The sequence below is a fragment of the Pseudomonas sp. PvP009 genome (assembly GCF_017832995.1).
Taxonomy (GTDB): domain Bacteria; phylum Pseudomonadota; class Gammaproteobacteria; order Pseudomonadales; family Pseudomonadaceae; genus Aquipseudomonas; species Aquipseudomonas syringae.
On sequence record NZ_JAFIBG010000001.1, the window covers coordinates 2,984,764 to 3,000,880 of the forward strand.

At 58.0% G+C, this 16,117-nt stretch carries 16 protein-coding genes and 2 tRNA genes; 9 read left to right on the forward strand and 9 right to left on the reverse strand.

The genetic code is table 11. From position 1 onward, the window contains the following. Nucleotides 1-181: 181 nt before the first annotated feature. Together JOE29_RS12615 and JOE29_RS12620 are read right to left on the reverse strand one after the other, a co-directional pair. A complete protein-coding gene (locus JOE29_RS12615; protein ID WP_003420794.1) occupies nt 182-736 on the reverse strand; it encodes a hypothetical protein in 555 nt (184 codons plus the stop codon). 168 nt (nt 737-904) lie between these two features. Then, entirely contained in the window at nt 905-3,796 is a 2,892-nt protein-coding gene (locus JOE29_RS12620; protein ID WP_210079566.1) for an EAL domain-containing protein, read from the reverse strand. A 262-nt stretch (nt 3,797-4,058) separates the two neighbouring features. Between JOE29_RS12620 and JOE29_RS12625 the strand changes: the two genes are divergently transcribed. The 3 genes from JOE29_RS12625 to JOE29_RS12635 all read left to right on the forward strand — a co-directional run bounded on the left by JOE29_RS12625 (nt 4,059) and on the right by JOE29_RS12635 (nt 6,988). Continuing rightward, the gene (locus JOE29_RS12625) at nt 4,059-5,135 is read left to right on the forward strand and encodes an NAD(P)-dependent alcohol dehydrogenase (protein WP_032662389.1); all 1,077 of its coding nucleotides are present in this window, start codon (nt 4,059-4,061) and stop codon (nt 5,133-5,135) included. A gap of 303 nt (nt 5,136-5,438) precedes the next feature. Continuing rightward, a complete protein-coding gene (locus tag JOE29_RS12630) occupies nt 5,439-5,837 on the forward strand; it encodes an NUDIX hydrolase (protein WP_024959833.1) in 399 nt (132 codons plus the stop codon). Nucleotides 5,838-5,926: 89 nt separating this feature from the next. Further along, nucleotides 5,927-6,988, forward strand: coding sequence for an SDR family oxidoreductase (locus tag JOE29_RS12635; protein ID WP_198700316.1), 1,062 nt, complete (start codon nt 5,927-5,929; stop codon nt 6,986-6,988). A 135-nt stretch (nt 6,989-7,123) separates the two neighbouring features. Here JOE29_RS12635 and JOE29_RS12640 read toward each other — a convergent pair. After that, nucleotides 7,124-7,200, reverse strand: a tRNA-Val gene (locus tag JOE29_RS12640). 275 nt (nt 7,201-7,475) lie between these two features. On the opposite strand from JOE29_RS12640, the gene JOE29_RS12645 reads away from it, so the two are divergent. Both JOE29_RS12645 and JOE29_RS12650 read left to right on the forward strand, forming a co-directional pair. Beyond that, a complete protein-coding gene (locus JOE29_RS12645; protein WP_003318036.1) occupies nt 7,476-7,700 on the forward strand; it encodes a hypothetical protein in 225 nt (74 codons plus the stop codon). 86 nt (nt 7,701-7,786) lie between these two features. Continuing rightward, on the forward strand, nt 7,787-8,344 hold the full coding sequence (locus JOE29_RS12650) for a GNAT family protein (protein WP_044312888.1): 558 nt from the start codon (nt 7,787-7,789) through the stop codon (nt 8,342-8,344). 69 nt (nt 8,345-8,413) lie between these two features. Here the strand turns inward: JOE29_RS12650 and JOE29_RS12655 are convergent. Then, a tRNA-Val gene (locus JOE29_RS12655) sits at nt 8,414-8,490 on the reverse strand. Nucleotides 8,491-8,673: 183 nt separating this feature from the next. Here JOE29_RS12655 and JOE29_RS12660 point away from each other — a divergent pair. Further along, nucleotides 8,674-9,957: an FAD-binding oxidoreductase gene (locus tag JOE29_RS12660; protein WP_017278217.1), complete on the forward strand. Its 1,284-nt coding sequence runs from the start codon at nt 8,674-8,676 to the stop codon at nt 9,955-9,957. 59 nt (nt 9,958-10,016) lie between these two features. On the opposite strand, the gene JOE29_RS12665 is transcribed toward JOE29_RS12660, so the two are convergent. After that, nucleotides 10,017-10,712: a hypothetical protein gene (locus JOE29_RS12665; protein WP_003420810.1), complete on the reverse strand. Its 696-nt coding sequence runs from the start codon at nt 10,710-10,712 to the stop codon at nt 10,017-10,019. A gap of 220 nt (nt 10,713-10,932) precedes the next feature. Between JOE29_RS12665 and JOE29_RS12670 the strand changes: the two genes are divergently transcribed. Next, nucleotides 10,933-11,115 carry a hypothetical protein gene (locus JOE29_RS12670; protein WP_003318030.1) on the forward strand — a complete coding sequence of 61 codons (183 nt, stop codon included), beginning with the start codon at nt 10,933-10,935 and terminating at the stop codon, nt 11,113-11,115. 120 nt (nt 11,116-11,235) lie between these two features. Here JOE29_RS12670 and JOE29_RS12675 read toward each other — a convergent pair whose 3' ends face one another. Next, entirely contained in the window at nt 11,236-11,994 is a 759-nt protein-coding gene (locus JOE29_RS12675; RefSeq protein ID WP_003347216.1) for a TerC family protein, read from the reverse strand. Between the two features lie 34 nt (nt 11,995-12,028). Continuing rightward, entirely contained in the window at nt 12,029-12,271 is a 243-nt protein-coding gene (locus JOE29_RS12680) for a hypothetical protein (RefSeq protein ID WP_010411397.1), read from the reverse strand. A gap of 131 nt (nt 12,272-12,402) precedes the next feature. Between JOE29_RS12680 and nhaR the strand changes: the two genes are divergently transcribed. Next, on the forward strand, nt 12,403-13,305 hold the full coding sequence (nhaR, locus tag JOE29_RS12685; protein ID WP_057407048.1) for a transcriptional activator NhaR: 903 nt from the start codon (nt 12,403-12,405) through the stop codon (nt 13,303-13,305). Here nhaR and JOE29_RS12690 read toward each other — a convergent pair. Both JOE29_RS12690 and JOE29_RS12695 read right to left on the reverse strand, forming a co-directional pair. Further along, nucleotides 13,302-14,456: an MFS transporter gene (locus JOE29_RS12690; RefSeq protein ID WP_003405480.1), complete on the reverse strand. Its 1,155-nt coding sequence runs from the start codon at nt 14,454-14,456 to the stop codon at nt 13,302-13,304. The genes nhaR and JOE29_RS12690 overlap by 4 nt on opposite strands. 310 nt (nt 14,457-14,766) lie before the next feature. Further along, the gene (locus JOE29_RS12695) at nt 14,767-15,276 is read right to left on the reverse strand and encodes a DUF1993 domain-containing protein (RefSeq protein ID WP_004403812.1); all 510 of its coding nucleotides are present in this window, start codon (nt 15,274-15,276) and stop codon (nt 14,767-14,769) included. A 154-nt stretch (nt 15,277-15,430) separates the two neighbouring features. Between JOE29_RS12695 and JOE29_RS12700 the strand changes: the two genes are divergently transcribed. After that, nucleotides 15,431-16,105: a DUF480 domain-containing protein gene (locus tag JOE29_RS12700; RefSeq protein WP_024648958.1), complete on the forward strand. Its 675-nt coding sequence runs from the start codon at nt 15,431-15,433 to the stop codon at nt 16,103-16,105. Nucleotides 16,106-16,117 lie beyond the last annotated feature (12 nt).

Below are 16,117 nucleotides of genomic sequence, written 5' to 3' on the forward strand. Positions count from 1 at the left end.
CATCAACTGCGGTGTATGGACGGTAGTCTTCGTGAGCAAGCTCACTCCCACCCATTAAATGCATGTCTGAAGGGAGAAAGTATCGATACTTAACTCCATCGGAAAGCATTCCCTAGGTGGGAGTGAGCCGGGCGACGCTTCGCTTGTTCACGAAAAGGCCATCAAAGTCGCCGAACAAACATCAAGCTACCATACCGGCCTTGATACCTCTGATGCGGGTGTTGATGTCATCCGCAACGTCGTTCTGCTTGTCCTTGAGCGCATCCTGAACCTTCTGGTCAATCGCCAGTTGGTCCTGAGGTGCCATGGCGTCATAGTCTTTCTGGGTAATACCCGTCAGCTTTTCGCGCACTTTCTCTTCGGCTGTCTGCTTCAGAGAGTCCATGAATTTCTGTTGCACCGAATCTGTCGATGCCGTGTCAGCGGTACTGGTGCTGCCAGCCACTGAACCGATGACACCGTTGTCACGGTCAGCCGTCTTTTCTGACAGTGACGTATCACCGGCGGACTTCAGGTTGATCATCATCCGTGCAAAGGATTCGTTGTAACCGCTGTTTTCCTGCTTGCTGTCTTGCGATGTCGAACTGCTGGTCTGCGCGGTAACCGGTGCCGAACCTGATGTCAGGCCAGCGGCAGCGACCGAGCTGAAGGCGTCCTGGGACACCTCATCTACGGTCTTGCGCCCGACAACAGCCCGGGAAACAAGCTGCTCAAGCGCACTCGTGCCAATAATCATCTCTCACCTCCTGATGAACCTGTTGCGCAGGTTCAAAAGCAAGTCCAGTGCCAACTGTCTTGAAAACCAATAACCTGTTGATTTTAAAAGCTTAAATAAAAACCAGGCAAATCGAGCGCGTCAAAGAACGGATACAGCCTGCCGTCTGCGGCAAACACTGGCCGAGCGTCAGCCTGCCGCAAGGCCGGTGTTGATCTCCAGCAGCTCAATCGGCAACGGCTCGGAAAAGTAGTAGCCCTGCGCCTGTGTGGCGCCGATTTCGCGCAGCAGCTCGAGCGTTTCAAGGTCTTCGACGCCTTCGGCCACCACGGTCAGATCGAGGGATTCGGCCATGCGCACAATGGCACGCACGATAGCGCGGCTACGCACACTGGAGGTCAGGCCGAAAATAAACGACTTGTCGATTTTCAATCCGCTGAAGTGGTACTGATGCACGTAGCTGAGCGAAGAGAAGCCTGCGCCGAAATCGTCGAGCATGACCGACATGCCTTGCTCGGCCAGGAGCTTCATTGACAGACGTGCCTGCTCGGGATCGGCCACCAGTGCGCCTTCGGTGAGTTCCAGGCACAGACGTTCAGGCGCGACATTCTGCTCGGCAAGCAGTGCCAGTACTTCCGCGGCGAACGCCGGGCGGGTGATGCTGTAACTCGAACAGTTCACATGTACGGGTGGCCAATGACTGTTCTCGGGTTGCGCCAGGATGGAAATCACACGCTTGAGCATATAAAGGTCCAGACGGCCAATCAGGCGCAATCCCTCGAGCGCAGGCAGAAAGCTCTCTGGTCCGACGATCCGCCCATCCGGCATACGCCAGCGGATCAACGCCTCGAACGCCAGCAACTTTCCGCTATTGACGCAGATCACCGGCTGAAAATAGGGAATCAACTGATCCGTACGTTTCAGCGCCGTGCGCAGCGCACCTTCCTGCTCGACCTGATCAGACACCTCGCGGCGTAACGCCTGATTGAACACCGCAAAGCTGTCCCGCCCTCCGTTCTTGACCCGGTACATGGCGGTATCGGCATCGCGCAGCAGGTCAGCCGGTTCCTGATGGAAGCGACTGTCGGCACCCACCACACCGATACTGCAGGAAGAGAACACCGTGTGATAATCGATCACGAACGGCTGCTCGAACGCCGTCAGTATTCGCTGAGCGATCTCCGTCCCGGTCTGCAGCGGCGTGTCGATGCTCAACACGGCGAACTCGTCACCGCCCAGCCGCGCCAGCAGGTCCCGTTCGCGCATGCAACTGCGCAGGCGCTCAGCGGCCTGCACCAGAAGGATGTCGCCGCAGTGATGACCCAGGCTGTCATTGATCATCTTGAAGCGATCCAGATCGATGAACATCACGATCACTTGCTGGCCATTGCTGCAGAAGTCCTGCCATGCCTGCCTCAGACGATGTTGGAGATGGCTGCGATTGGGCAGCCCGGTGAGTGAGTCATGGGAGTTTTCGTGCTGCAGCCTGGCGTTGGCCTGGTCCAGCTCACGGGTCCGGTCTCGAACCCTGGCTTCAAGCAGAACATTGGCGGTATGGATCGCTTCTGCCGCGCTGCGCCGGGACAGTGCCGTATCGATGTGGCGAGAAACGAAAGTCAGCAGCTCCTGATCGCGCAAGGTATAGCTGACATCCTTGGAATAGCTCTGCACCACCAGCACACCGCGCACCTGCCCACCTTCGAACAGCGGAATGCCCAGCCATGAAGAGCAACGACCGGATTGTCGCTGTACCTCGATCTCGCCAAGGCCTTCCAGCCTGCGAGCTTCCTCGTAATCGATCAGGCACGGTCGCCGCTGGCCTATCACATACTCGGTAAACCCCCGCTGCCCGCGCCGTGAGCGCGGCGGCGCGGGCTTGAACTCGTCAATGTAGTACGGAAAGGTCACTTCGCCCGTCGCACTGTCGTAAAGCGCGATGTAGAAATTGAGCGCCACCAGCAACTCGCCGACGATCATGTGCAGGCTGCGAAAAAGCTCGTTCATGTCACCGGGCTGACTGGAAAGCTCGGCAATCTGGAACAGGGCATTCTGCAGATGCTCGGCGCGCTCGCGGTCCCTGACTTCCTGACGTAACGCGTCGTTGGCTGCAGAAAGCTGTTGCGTGCGCAGAGCCACTACCTGCTCCAGATCAGTGCGATGCAACTGCCGGTCCAGTGCCATGGCCACGTGGCGCGACACCACGGCGAACAATGCACGATCCTGGGCACTGTAGACACGAGACACGTCATAAACCTGCATCGCGACCATGCCAAAGACTTCGTCCGATGCGTTTTTCAAGGGCGCGCCCATCCAGAACTCGGGTAGACGTCCAACGCTGTAAAACCGGTTGTCGGCTTTGGCCTGTTCGATGCAGGCAGCATCGAGAAACAAAGGCTGCCCGCTGCTCAAGACATACCCGGTGAGCGACATCCGGTCAGCGTCGATAAACTCGAACGTCTCGTGTGCCATTGCCTCGTCATCGAATCGGTCAATGTAATAAGGATAGGTGATCTTGCCGCTTTGCCGGTCATACAGCGCAACGTAGAAGTTCTCGGCATCGATCAGAGTCCCGAGTTGCTCATGAATGCCTTGCAGAAAAGCGCTGCGGTCCAGCGTAGTGCTGGCCAGCAGGCTGATTTCATACAGAACACGCTGCGTGTTCTGCGCGCGGATCAACGCCGCGGTCTGCAACAGCGAGCCCAGCCTGACAGCCAGATCCAACAGCAAGGGATGGTCTTTTTCAGCCATCGGTGCCAACACCCAACCCAGCACGCCCTCGCCCTGCCCAGCGACCCGGCAATGCAGCTGCAATTGAGCGCAATACGCCTCGAAGTCCTCAGCGGCAATGTGTGCTGGCCAGACAACGGTGTCGTCGCCCTGCCCGAGCAGGCATTTCAGTTCACCCGCGGCGTAGGCAGCCCAGGCGATGGCTCCTGTCTGCTCCCTTGCCACGCTTATGAGGGCGTCGATAGAGGCCTGACAGGAGAATCGGTCGCGGTTGGCCGGCAACGCGCTGCAGGGAGCAATTGAGGTGCGAGCTACGCTTGAGCAGAGGCCCGTGGCCAAAAGTGAGACTGTCATGGAAACACCAGATGCATGAGCCGACGGCGGTCATCCTTTAAACCATGACCAAAGATTACAAGCGTAAAAACGCATTGTTGCAAAGTTCATACCTTTTTGGCAGACCCTTCGGCGTACCGATGACGCTTGTGTGACGCGGGGCACTACATGGCTGCCCCATGGGTCAGATTCATGTGCATCGCCAGACAGCGAGGTCAATGAGCGAGGCTCGGCTATGCTGTCGTACGGCGTTACACTTATCCCCATTGAACAGGTGACAGTAATGGTCAAGACATACAGCTACGCAGCGCAATCGGCTCAGGACACACTCAAGCCCCATCAATTCGAACGTCGCTCGCCCGGCGCTGACGATGTTCAGATCGACATCCTTTACTGCGGCGTGTGCCACTCCGATCTGCATACTGCGCGCAATGAGTGGCACAACACACTCTATCCTTCTGTTCCGGGTCACGAAATCGTCGGCCGGGTCACGGCGGTCGGCTCCGACGTCAAGCAATTCAAGGTCGGCGACCTGGCTGGCGTCGGTTGCATGGTCGACAGTTGCCAGCAATGTGCATCGTGCGCCGAGGGCGACGAGCAATATTGCGAGAGCGGCTTCACCGGCACCTACAATGGCCCGGTGTTTGGCGGCGAGAACACCTTCGGCGGCTACTCCGACAAGATCGTGGTCAAGGAAAAGTTCGTCCTGCGCATCTCTCATGATGCCAACCTGGCTGCCGTCGCGCCGCTGTTGTGCGCAGGTATCACCACCTATTCCCCGTTGCGCCACTGGAAGGTCGGCCCGGGCAAGAAAGTCGGCATTGTCGGGCTTGGCGGTCTCGGCCACATGGGCGTCAAGATCGCCCACGCCATGGGTGCCCATGTGGTGCTGTTCACGACCTCCCCCAACAAGCGCGAAGATGGCTTGCGTCTGGGCGCCGACGAAGTGGTGGTATCCAAGGACGCGGCACAAATGGCCGCTCAGGCGAACAGTCTGGACTTTATCCTCAACACAGTGGCAGCGCCGCATGATCTGGACGCCTTTCTGTCTCTTCTCAAGCGCGACGGCACCATGACACTGGTCGGCGCGCCGGCAGAGCCGCATCCGTCGCCTGCGGTGTTCAACCTGATCTTCAAGCGTCGCAGCCTGGCTGGCTCGTTGATCGGCGGCATTCAGGAAACCCAGGAAATGCTGGACTTCTGCGCCGAGCACGGCATCGTTTCCGACATCGAAAAGATCAACATGCAGGACATCAACGAGGCTTACGAGCGGATGCTCAAGGGCGACGTCAAGTATCGCTTCGTCATCGACATGGACAGCCTCAAGCAGGAAGCGGCTGCCGACTCGAACGCTGCCTGATGCGCACCTGGCAGCCATGGAAGGCTGCGATTTGACATGCCGTACGTCGCCCCCGGTGAACCGATCGCCGCCAATCGCCCACTGATGTCCATACTCTAGTTGCAGGACTCTGATTGCAGGCATCGGCACACCACCTGCTGCGCGATCCGCTTTGGCCGTTTCCCTTTACGGCCTGAGCGGCCCGCCCTAAAAAATGAACTATTCATTACATTTTTGTGACTATTACTGACAGTCTTTGAGTCTCAAGTTCACGCAGTCCTTGCAGATACTCATGTCAACGGACGTTTAACAGGCCAACGGATTATGAAACAACGCGCGACAGTCATCTGCAAACGTGACGGCCAGGTCCTCTATGTGCGCAAACCGAAATCGCGCTGGGCGTTACCTGGTGGCAAGATAGAAGCGGGTGAAACGCCCTTTCAGGCCGCAGTGCGTGAACTGTGCGAGGAAACCGGGCTTGCTGACCTTGATCTTCTGTACCTTGATGTGTACGAGAAGGATCAAGTGGCCCATTACGTTTTCACCGCGCAGGTCCCAGCCTCCAGCGAGCCATCGCCGCAGAACGAAATTGCCGCCTGCAAATGGCTTGCGCCGCAAAAACTTGGTGACTTGAAAGCCAGCAGTGCGACCAAAACCATCGTCAAGTCATATGCAACCGAGTCCGAAGGCGGTCCCGGTACCCGGAGCCACGTTACAGGGTAATCGGGATAATCGGGTTGAACGGTATGGCCTGATGCTGTTCTGAGACAGCAGACGGTTCATTACTTTCTTCCCCGTCTCAGGAGACCCCTATGACTCAGACCGCCCTGGTTGTTGGCGCAAGTGGCATTGTCGGCAGCGCAATCACGCAGTTGTTACTGGAAAACGATTGGCAGGTTGCCGCCCTCTCCCGTAGCCCGTCAGCGCGGCCCGGCGTGATCCCGGTAGCTGCAGACCTGCAGAACCCGGAGTCCGTGCATGCGGCTCTGGCTGATGTGAAGCCCACCCACATTTTCATCACTACATGGTCGCGTCAGGCCACTGAAGCAGAAAACATCCGCGTCAATGCCGCGATGGTGCGTAACGTGCTGGACGCTGTGCGGCCCGCTGGCAGTGTTCAGCATGTCGCGCTGGTGACCGGCCTCAAGCATTACCTTGGCCCGTTCGAAGCGTATGGCAAAGGCACCCTGCCGCAAACGCCGTTCAGGGAATCGCAGGCGCGCCTGGATATCGAAAACTTCTACTACGCCCAGGAAGACGAAGTCTTCGCTGCCGCCGAGAAGGATGGCTTTACCTGGAGCGTCCATCGCCCGCACACCGTGACCGGTGTTGCCGTCGGCAACGCGATGAACATGGCGACGACCCTGGCCGTTTACGCCTCGATCTGCAAAGCCACGGGCCGACCTTTCGTGTTCCCGGGCTCACGCGTGCAGTGGGACAGCCTGACCGACATGACCGATGCGCGGCAGCTGGCCCGCCAGCAACTGTGGGCAGCAACCACACCTGCAGCGGCCAATCAGGCGTTCAACATCACCAATGGCGATGTGTTTCGCTGGAGCTGGATGTGGGGACAGATCGCCGAATACTTCGGCTTGCAGCCAGCCGATTTCCCCAGCGAGCCAGCCCCGCTGGAAACGCAGATGGCCAACGATCAGGCGGTCTGGGATGACATCGTTCGCGAGCATCAGCTCAAGGAAAGTGACATCAACCGCCTGATTTCGCCATGGCACAGCGATGCCGACCTGGGCCGTCCGATTGAAGTTGTCACTGACATGTCGAAGAGCCGCAAACTGGGCTTCACGGCGTTCCAGGCCAGTGACGATGCGTTCTTCGACGTGTTTGAAAAGCTGCGTCGTGACCGCCTGATTCCCTAAGGCAACTTGCCCTCTCGTGCCAATGCTCGCATTGGCACGAGAGCTGGTACTGGCTACGGGTAAAGCGAGCACAACAAAAAAGGGTCAACCTGTCGGTTGACCCTTTTTTTACCGCCCAGCAGAGCGGATTTTGTTTGGTAGGCGCGATTGGACTCGAACCAACGACCCCCACCATGTCAAGGTGGTGCTCTAACCAACTGAGCTACGTGCCTGCTGTGGGTCGGCATTCTACGGATATTCGAATGCCTGTCAAACGCTTTTTTGCAGTAACTCTCTGAATACGTGAATTTTTTAAGGCCCGTGTCAATGATCGCGCAGCATCAGAAATTCCGCCCGTCCTTCCAGAGCCCTGATCAAGCGACCTCTTTGTGTTCACGCCCTTTTCGAAACCTTACCTAGCACGTTTACTAGTATCACTCATCACCCAGTCCCAATAACCTTGCTAGCGTCATAGGCGTCGAACTACACGTTAAGCAGGAGAAAAATCATGGACGATGACGTAGCCGCAATAGTGGTTGATAACGGCTCAGGCTCGGTTCAGAGCAACAATGAAAGCAACGCTGCCTCCGCAGACGGGGCCGCTATCACGAATCGCTACGCAAGGCTGAGAAGTGACGGGATCGTCATTATCATTCAAAACATCCCGGGCCCGCCCCCGACGCCGGACTGGAAACTATGCAAGGCAGATACAAAGGTGGGCTCGAAGTACTGATAGGCCACTGATGAGATCTTTGGGTTCCTGGCTAGCCGGCGGCGTCAAAAGCCTGTCGGCAGTCCAACGCATCGTGACCATTGTCTATGACAGAATCCAGTCTACTGCCTGCAGCAATCCAGACAGAGCGTTTGTTGATTCGCGTTGCAAAGCCAGGTGACGGCATCGTGTTCAATCAGGCTGTTGCCGAATCGGCCGAGCATTTGCAGAAATGGTTGGCCTGGGCAACGCCGACTCCTGGTATCGATCAGTCCGAACTGATCTGCCGCCATGCCTACGCCCGGTTCCTCCTGAATGAGGATCTCAGGGCTCTTCTCTTTCTGAAAAACAACGGCGCATTAGTAGGAAGCAGCGGCTTGCATAATGCCAACTGGCAGTTGCGAAGCTTTGAAGTAGGTTATTGGGGCAGAACTCAATACCTTGGCGCCGGCCTGATAAGTGAGGGCGTTGCAGCATTGGTCAGCTATGCGCTGGACAACTTGATGGCTAATCGCGTGTTTCTGACAATGGATGAAAGAAACCTGGCGAGCCAGAGACTCGCCGAGCGGGTCGGATTTGAGTACGAAGGCACGCTTAGACAGGATCGCATGAGCATTCAGGGAGGATTGCGCAACACGCGCGTCTACTCGATCATTGGCACCTGACAGCACAATAAAAAAGGGCCAACCTTTCGGCTGACCCTTTTTTTACCGCCCAGCAGAGCGGATTTTGTCTGGTAGGCGCGATTGGACTCGAACCAACGACCCCCACCATGTCAAGGTGGTGCTCTAACCAACTGAGCTACGTGCCTGCTGTGGGTCGGCATTCTACGGATATGCGAATACCTGTCAATCTGTTTTTTTTGCTAACCCTATGAAATACAGCGTTTTTTGCCAATCAACAGCCAACGGCTCTTTTTGCCCGCTGCTGGCAGAGCTTCTGTATCTCGGGTACGATTGCCGCCATCGTCAAGAATATTAAACGGAGTCTCAGGATGGCAAACACGCCCTACCCGCAGTCCTACTATGCGGCTTCAGCCAATGCCGCCCCGGAACGTCCCGTGCTGCAGGGCGAAGTCGAAACTGACGTGTGTGTCATCGGAGCCGGTTACACAGGTTTGTCCAGCGCGCTGTTCCTGCTGGAAAACGGATTTCGGGTCACGGTACTGGAAGCGGCGAAAGTCGGCTTCGGCGCATCGGGGCGCAATGGCGGGCAGATCGTCAACAGCTACAGCCGCGACATCGATGTCATCGAGCGAACCGTGGGGCCACGCCAGGCGCAATTGCTCGGGCAGATGGCCTTCGAAGGCGCGTCCATCATTCGCGATCGGGTTTCCCGTTATGGCATTCAGTGCGACCTGAAAGATGGCGGTGTATTCGCAGCGCTGACCAGCAAGCAACTGGCGCATCTCGAGGCCCAGCAGCGGCTTTGGGAGCGCTACGGGCACACCGGCCTCGAGCTGATGGACAAGCGCCGAATCAATGAAGTCGTGGCCTGTGATCAATACATCGGCGGCTTGCTGGACATGACCGGCGGGCATATTCATCCACTTAACCTCGCACTGGGTGAAGCCGCGGCCGTTGAAACACTGGGTGGCACCATTTATGAGCAATCAGCGGCGATTCGTATCGAGCGCGGGGCAAACCCTGTGGTGCATACGGCGCAAGGCAGGGTCCGGGCCAAGTTCATTATCGTGGCCGGCAATGCTTACCTGGGCAATCTGGTCCCGGAGCTGGCGGCCAAATCGATGCCGTGCGGCACTCAGGTCATCACCACCGAGCCGTTGAACGATGAACTGGCCAAGACACTTCTGCCGCAGGATTACTGCGTCGAAGACTGTAATTACCTGCTGGATTACTACCGCCTCAGCGCCGACAAGCGCCTGATCTTCGGCGGCGGTGTGGTATACGGCGCCAGAGATCCCGCCAATATCGAAGCCATTATCCGGCCGAAAATGCTCAAGGCATTCCCGCAGCTCAAGAACGTGAAGATCGACTACGCGTGGACCGGCAACTTCCTGCTGACCCTGTCTCGCCTGCCCCAGGTTGGACGATTGGGCGACAACATCTATTACTCGCAGGGCTGCAGCGGACACGGTGTGACCTACACACACCTGGCCGGCAAGGTGCTGGCCGAGGCGCTGCGCGGTCAGGCAGAGCGCTTCGATGCGTTCGCCGACCTGCCCCACTACCCGTTCCCCGGCGGCCAGGTGCTGCGCACCCCGCTGACTGCGCTGGGCGCGTGGTATTACAGCCTGCGTGACCGACTCGGTTTCTAGGTTCGCTGAACGTAAAACGGCACCTTATCGGTGCCGTTTTTGTTCCTGCCGCGTTGATTTCATTTAACGCCGCGTGCCAGCGTTCTTTTCGCCTCGCCCGCTGCCTGTTCCTGTCCTGATGTCGATAACGCTTCGGCCGCCTGCAGCCAGCGCTGCGCATCGACATTGGCCGGCAACTGCCGGGGCGACTGGATCAGCACCGCCCAACTGCCCGCGTCTTTCCAGGCCGACGCGAAGCTGCTGAAGCTCATTGAGTAACGACGATCCATGCCTGCGTTGAGCAGCACGGTCTCTTTGACACGGTTGTAGCCGATCAACACCGCATAACGCGGCCCTTTCCACAGCGCTGAGCCCTGGGCGAAACGCAGCATGACCGGATAACCCGCCGAGACCTGAGTCAGCAGGTCCTGCAACTGGCCATCAAGCGGGTACACCATGAAACCGTACTCACGCGCGACCTTCTGCATATTCTGCTCGAGCCGGTCCTCGGCGCCCGGCAATTGCAACGGCTTGTCGAGCAAACCAGGCGTCGTCTGCACCTGCTGGTTGGCCAGCATACTAGCCAGCACCATCGGCCCGCTTTGATAGGCATTACCCCGGAAGAACGGGATCGACGTCAGTTCGACCCGGTCCGGAAGGCGTTTCATCTCCGGCGTAACCATTGACGAACAACCGGCAAGGCCCATCAGCAAGGCCGCAATCAGCCATGAACGCAGCGCACCGGGAGTACCGGTAAAGAAAGAAACCGACAGCATGTTCACTCACTTCAACTGTTGTCGGGCAACCCGCGACCCGACCTGAACACCGATGATAGAGCCGACGGGGTTCCGGGGATAGCCGCGCGTCGCACCTCGGCCAGTAGAGTGACGAAAATAATTCATAGCCCGATGCCACTGGTCAATTAACCGAAACATGCCCCGTACTAGACTGTCAGTTATCAAGACCGCAACAAAAAGCAGGAATGTGGAGGCACTTATGAGCCTGGAATTGACAATAGTGATGCTGATCGCTTCGTGGCTTGCCGTCGCCAGCGCGATGCTGTGGGGGGTGATGCGTGTATCCCGTCGCCGTCATCAGCCGCGCAGCGTCGAACCGCGTGCGGTACAACCGGCTGTACTTGCAAAACACATCAAGGCCCCCGCTGTAACAGCCAGCTGATTTACAGGGGTATGCGCAGCGCTTAGCTGATCTGCCTGCGTCAGCGTATTTGCCCGCACCTTGAATGCAAAAGGTCGACCCTGTTGCCAAGGTCGACCTTTTTTACGGCTTCGCCAGTTATCAGTGCGTGGACACCTGGTTAACCGCTTTCTTGCGTCTTGCCCTGCGTACCAGCATGTTCAAGGCTTCAACGGCTGCCGAGAAGGCCATGGCCGCGTAGATGTAACCCTTCGGAACATGGGCGCCAAAGCCTTCGGCGATCAGCGTCATACCGATCATGATCAGGAAGCCCAGAGCCAGCATGACCACCGTCGGGTTGTCGTTGATGAATTTCGCCAGCGGGTTGGCTGCGACAAGCATCACCACGACCGCAGAGATGACCGCGATGACCATGATCGGCAGGTGTTCGGTCATGCCCACGGCAGTGATGATACTGTCGATGGAGAACACCAGGTCCAGCATCAGGATCTGTACGATCGCCGCGCTCATGCTCAACATCACCACCGAACCCAGGGCTTTCTCTTCCTCGGTCTTGACGTCCATGCTGTGGTGAATTTCCGTGGTTGCCTTCCAGACCAGGAACAGGCCACCGGCGATCAGGATCATGTCCTTCCATGAGAACGCCTGGCCGAATACCTCGAAAACCGGCTCTGTCAGTTGCACGATGTACGCAACGGTACTGAGCAGGCCCAGGCGCATCACCAGCGCCATGCCGATACCCAGCTTGCGAGCCTTCTCGCGCTGATGCTCAGGCAGCTTGTTGGTGAGAATCGAGATGAAAATCAGGTTATCGATGCCCAGTACGACTTCCATCACCACCAGTGTCGCCAGCGCGATCCAGGCTGCCGGACTTGTCGCGAGTTCCAATAGGTATTCCATAGATCACTGCCCTGCCTGCGCCAATAGTTGTAAGTCAGATTTCTTTATCAGACGTGTTTTCGGTTTCAGCCGAGTTTGGTGGTGGTTCCTGTAACGAAAGTTCCTGCCTCGCCTCGTCCAGCGCCTGGGTCGCGGCTTTGTGGGTATCATCGACCACCTGTTTTGCACTGTCAGCGGCGGCGTTCACCACATGCTTGGTGGAGGACTCTAGCTGATCGCATCCTGCTGCTACCAGCAGTGAACCGCTCAGTAATACAGCGTAAAGGACTTTGTTCATGGGCTCCTCAATCAGTGAAGCCAGGCGACATATTCAGCCCGGCGTTGGAGCGGATTCTAGACATCTTGAAACATAAGGAAAATTCGATTTTATAAGGCATATACTTCGGTTTTACCGAATCGGCAGAAAATATGCTCAATTACCGCCAACTTCACTACTTCTGGGTCGTGGCCAAGACCGGCAGCATCGTGCGCGCCTGTGAACAGCTGAATCTGACCCCGCAGACCGTCAGCGGGCAGATCAGCCTGCTGGAGGCGTCATTGGGGGTCGATCTGTTCCAGCGCGTCGGGCGGCAACTGGAAATGACCGAAGCAGGTCGCCTCGCCCTGCCCTACGCCGAACAAATGTTCCAGCTAGGCAATGACCTGGAAAACCTGCTGCGCTCGCAGCCGGATGAACAGCAATTGTTGTTGCGCATTGGCGTAGCAGACGTTGTGCCCAAGTCCATTGTCTACCGCCTGATCGCTCCGACCATGACGCTGGATGAGCCCATCCGCATCACCTGTCGCGAGGACAAGCTGGAACGACTGCTGGCAGACCTCGCCATTCAGCGTCTCGACCTGGTGATTTCCGACAGCCCTATGCCGCCGCATCTGGACATCAAGGGCTATAGCCAGAAACTGGGAGAATGCGGGGTCAGCTTTTTCGCCACGCGTGAAATAGTGGAGCGTATCGGGACCGATTTTCCGCAGTGCATGCATGGCGCACCGCTGCTGATTCCAGGTCAGGAAACCGTGGTTCGAGGCAGACTGATGCGCTGGTTTGCCGAACAGGGCATTCAGCCGCGCATCATTGGTGAATTCGATGACAGCGCGCTGATGAAGGCGTTTGGCAAATCCGGCAGCGGCGTGTTCGTGGCGCCCAGCGTGATCGCCGACGAAGTGGAGGACCAGTATGGCGTACAAGTGATTGGCCATACTGACGCGGTGACCGAATCGTTCTATGCCATTACCGTGGAACGCAAGGTCAAGCACCCCGGCGTTGTCGCCATTGCCGAAAGTGCTCGAAACCAACTGTTCACCGATGCAGGCTAAGCAGGGAGCGGCCCCGGATCACGCTTGATCAACAACAGCGCCAGCACAATCGCCAGCACGATGATGCCCGCAGCGGCAAAACCGACGTTGCCCAGCCCCAGGTGATCAATGACCCTGCCGCCAATCATCGCGCCGATGCCTATGCCAAGGTTGGCGCCGGCGATGTTCAGTGACGCCGCGAACGCAGGTGCCTGCGGCGCGGCCTTGATCAACCGCACATGACTGACCAGAAACAAGGCCGCCTGGGTGATGCCCCAGACCGCCAGCGCGAGTGGCAAGGCCACCACCGAATGGATACTCGGCACCACCGCGACCATGCCGACCACCATGAAGGCGCAAAACACCAGGCTGGCAATCAACGGGTGGCGGTCGACCATGCGCCCGCCCAGCGAGTTGCCCAGCAAGCCGACAGCGCCAAAGCCCATCAGGCACCAGCCCACCAGAGCGCCGTCGAAACCGGCAAGGCGCTCGAGCATGTCCGCCAGGTAGGTATATGCCGTGAACATGCCACTGAACACCAGCACCGAGAGCAGCACGTGCCCCTGCATCATCCGGCTGCGCAAGATGCCGAACTGTTTAAGGATTGATACCGGGTTCAACTTGGCAGGCGTCTTCGGCAGATAGACCGTCAGCAACAGTGCCTTGGCAAACGCCAGAACGGCCAGCACCAGAAAGGCCGTGCGCCAGCCGAATGCGTCGGAGATCAGGGTGCCGATGGGAATGCCAAACACCGTGGCGCAAACGATACCGAAACCGATCCTGGCAATCGCCCGGCCTGCAAACTGCGGACCGACAATGTCCACGGCAGTCTCGCTGGCCAGCGCCCAGAACACCGGCAACCCCAACGCCGGAATCAGCCGGGCGATACCCATCACGGCGATATTGGGCGCCAGCGCCGCCAGGACATTTGCAAAACCGAACAGCACCAGGATGCTGACAAACAGGCGCTTGCGCTCGAAGCGCGAAAAATAGGCGGTCAGAAAAGGACCAAAGGCGGCGACGGTGAACGCAAACAGCGTCACCAGCAGCCCTGCCTGCGAGACCGTGACATTCAGGTCGCGGGCAACGGCTGGCAAAAGACCGACGATGACGAATTCTGTGGTCAGCACGGTAAACCCGGCAGCTGACAGCAGAAGGATGGGCAACAACATGAATACTCCAGAACAACAACAGAACCCGCTGCAACAGCGCGGCCTGCGGGAGGGGGATTAAATAGCTTGAAGGTGACTGTCACGCCAATGCTCCGCACTGGCATGCAGTTAGTGAGACTGAGCCCGAAAAAAGGGGGGGGTGGGGGAACACTCCGGTAATTCTCGCTCCCACGCTCCGCGCGGTAATGCATTTCGTGACGCTCTGCGTCACCCAATGCATACCAACTCGGAGCATTGGCACGAGAGTCAGTTGGCTTTGTGTATAACGTTGAGGGCCGAGAACATCAACGAGGCTTCAGCCCTCCACTGTTTAGAACTTGCCCATGAAATCACGCTTGCCGATTTCAACGCCGTTATGGCGCAGCAGATCGTAGGCAGTCGTGACGTGAAAGAAGAACTGTGGCAAGGCGTAGCTAAGCAGATAAGCCTGACCGTTCAGGCGTTTTTCCTTTTCCGTGCCGGGACGCAGGACGATTTCGATGCCTTCCTTGCCGTCGACCTGATCCGGGGTGATGCTGCCGATGAACGCGAGTGTCTTGGCAAGCAGTGCCTGCAATTCGGCAAAGGTGGTTTCGGTGTCATCGTATTGCGGGATCTCGACGCCTGCCAGGCGAGCCGAGGCACCCTTGGCAAAATCGACGGCGATCTGCACCTGACGGGTGAACGGCAGCATGTCCGGGTACAGTCGCGCCTGCAGCAAGGCTGGCGGCTGAATTTTCTTCTCGGTCGCGTAGGCTTCGGCTTTGGTCAGAACGTCGCTCAGCGCGTTAAGCATTTGCTGAAAGACAGGAATGGAAGCGGCGTACAGGGAAATAGACATGACATATCCTGATTGAGAAAGGCGCAATTATAGACCTACATGACGCCAAACGCCGTGACACTTTTCAGCGCCCCTGCAGATCCGTGCAGCAGACACTGGCAATAATTTCCGCCACGCCCTACGCTGATCCACCGCCATCACTCAGGGAAGCGTCATGTCCATCGAATCGTCCTCCACCGAATCCTCCCCGAATGCCGAGGCGTTACAACTCAACGGCACTGAAGTGCGCATTCTGGGCTGCCTGATCGAAAAACAGGCGACCAACCCGGAAACCTACCCGCTGACCCTCAATGCACTGATGACTGCCTGCAACCAGAAGACCAGTCGTGACCCGGTCATGAACCTCACCCAGGGTCAGGTCGGCCAGAGCCTTCGAGCCCTGGAAGGCCGCGGCCTGACGCGACTGGTCATGGGCAGTCGCGCCGATCGCTGGGAGCACAGGGTCGACAAGGGGCTCGAGCTGGTCCCGGCACAGGTGATACTCACGGGTCTGTTGCTGCTGCGCGGGCCGCAGACCGTCAACGAGTTGCTGACCCGCAGTAACCGCATGCACGATTTCGAAGACAGCGAGCAGGTCGTCCACCAGCTAGAACGCCTGATCGCCAGAGGTCTGGCGATGCTCGTGCCGCGCCAATCGGGCCAGCGCGAAGACCGTTATATGCATCTGCTCGGTGACCCTGAATCGCTGCAGGAGCTGCTTGCCGCTCGCCAACAGGCACCGGAGCGACAGTCGGCAAGCCCGGCGGCCAACTCGCGTATCGATGAGCTGGAGGCACGGGTCGCGGCCCTTGAAGAACGCCTGGCCAGACTGGAACACGCCGAGGAGTAACGTGCCCTGCCC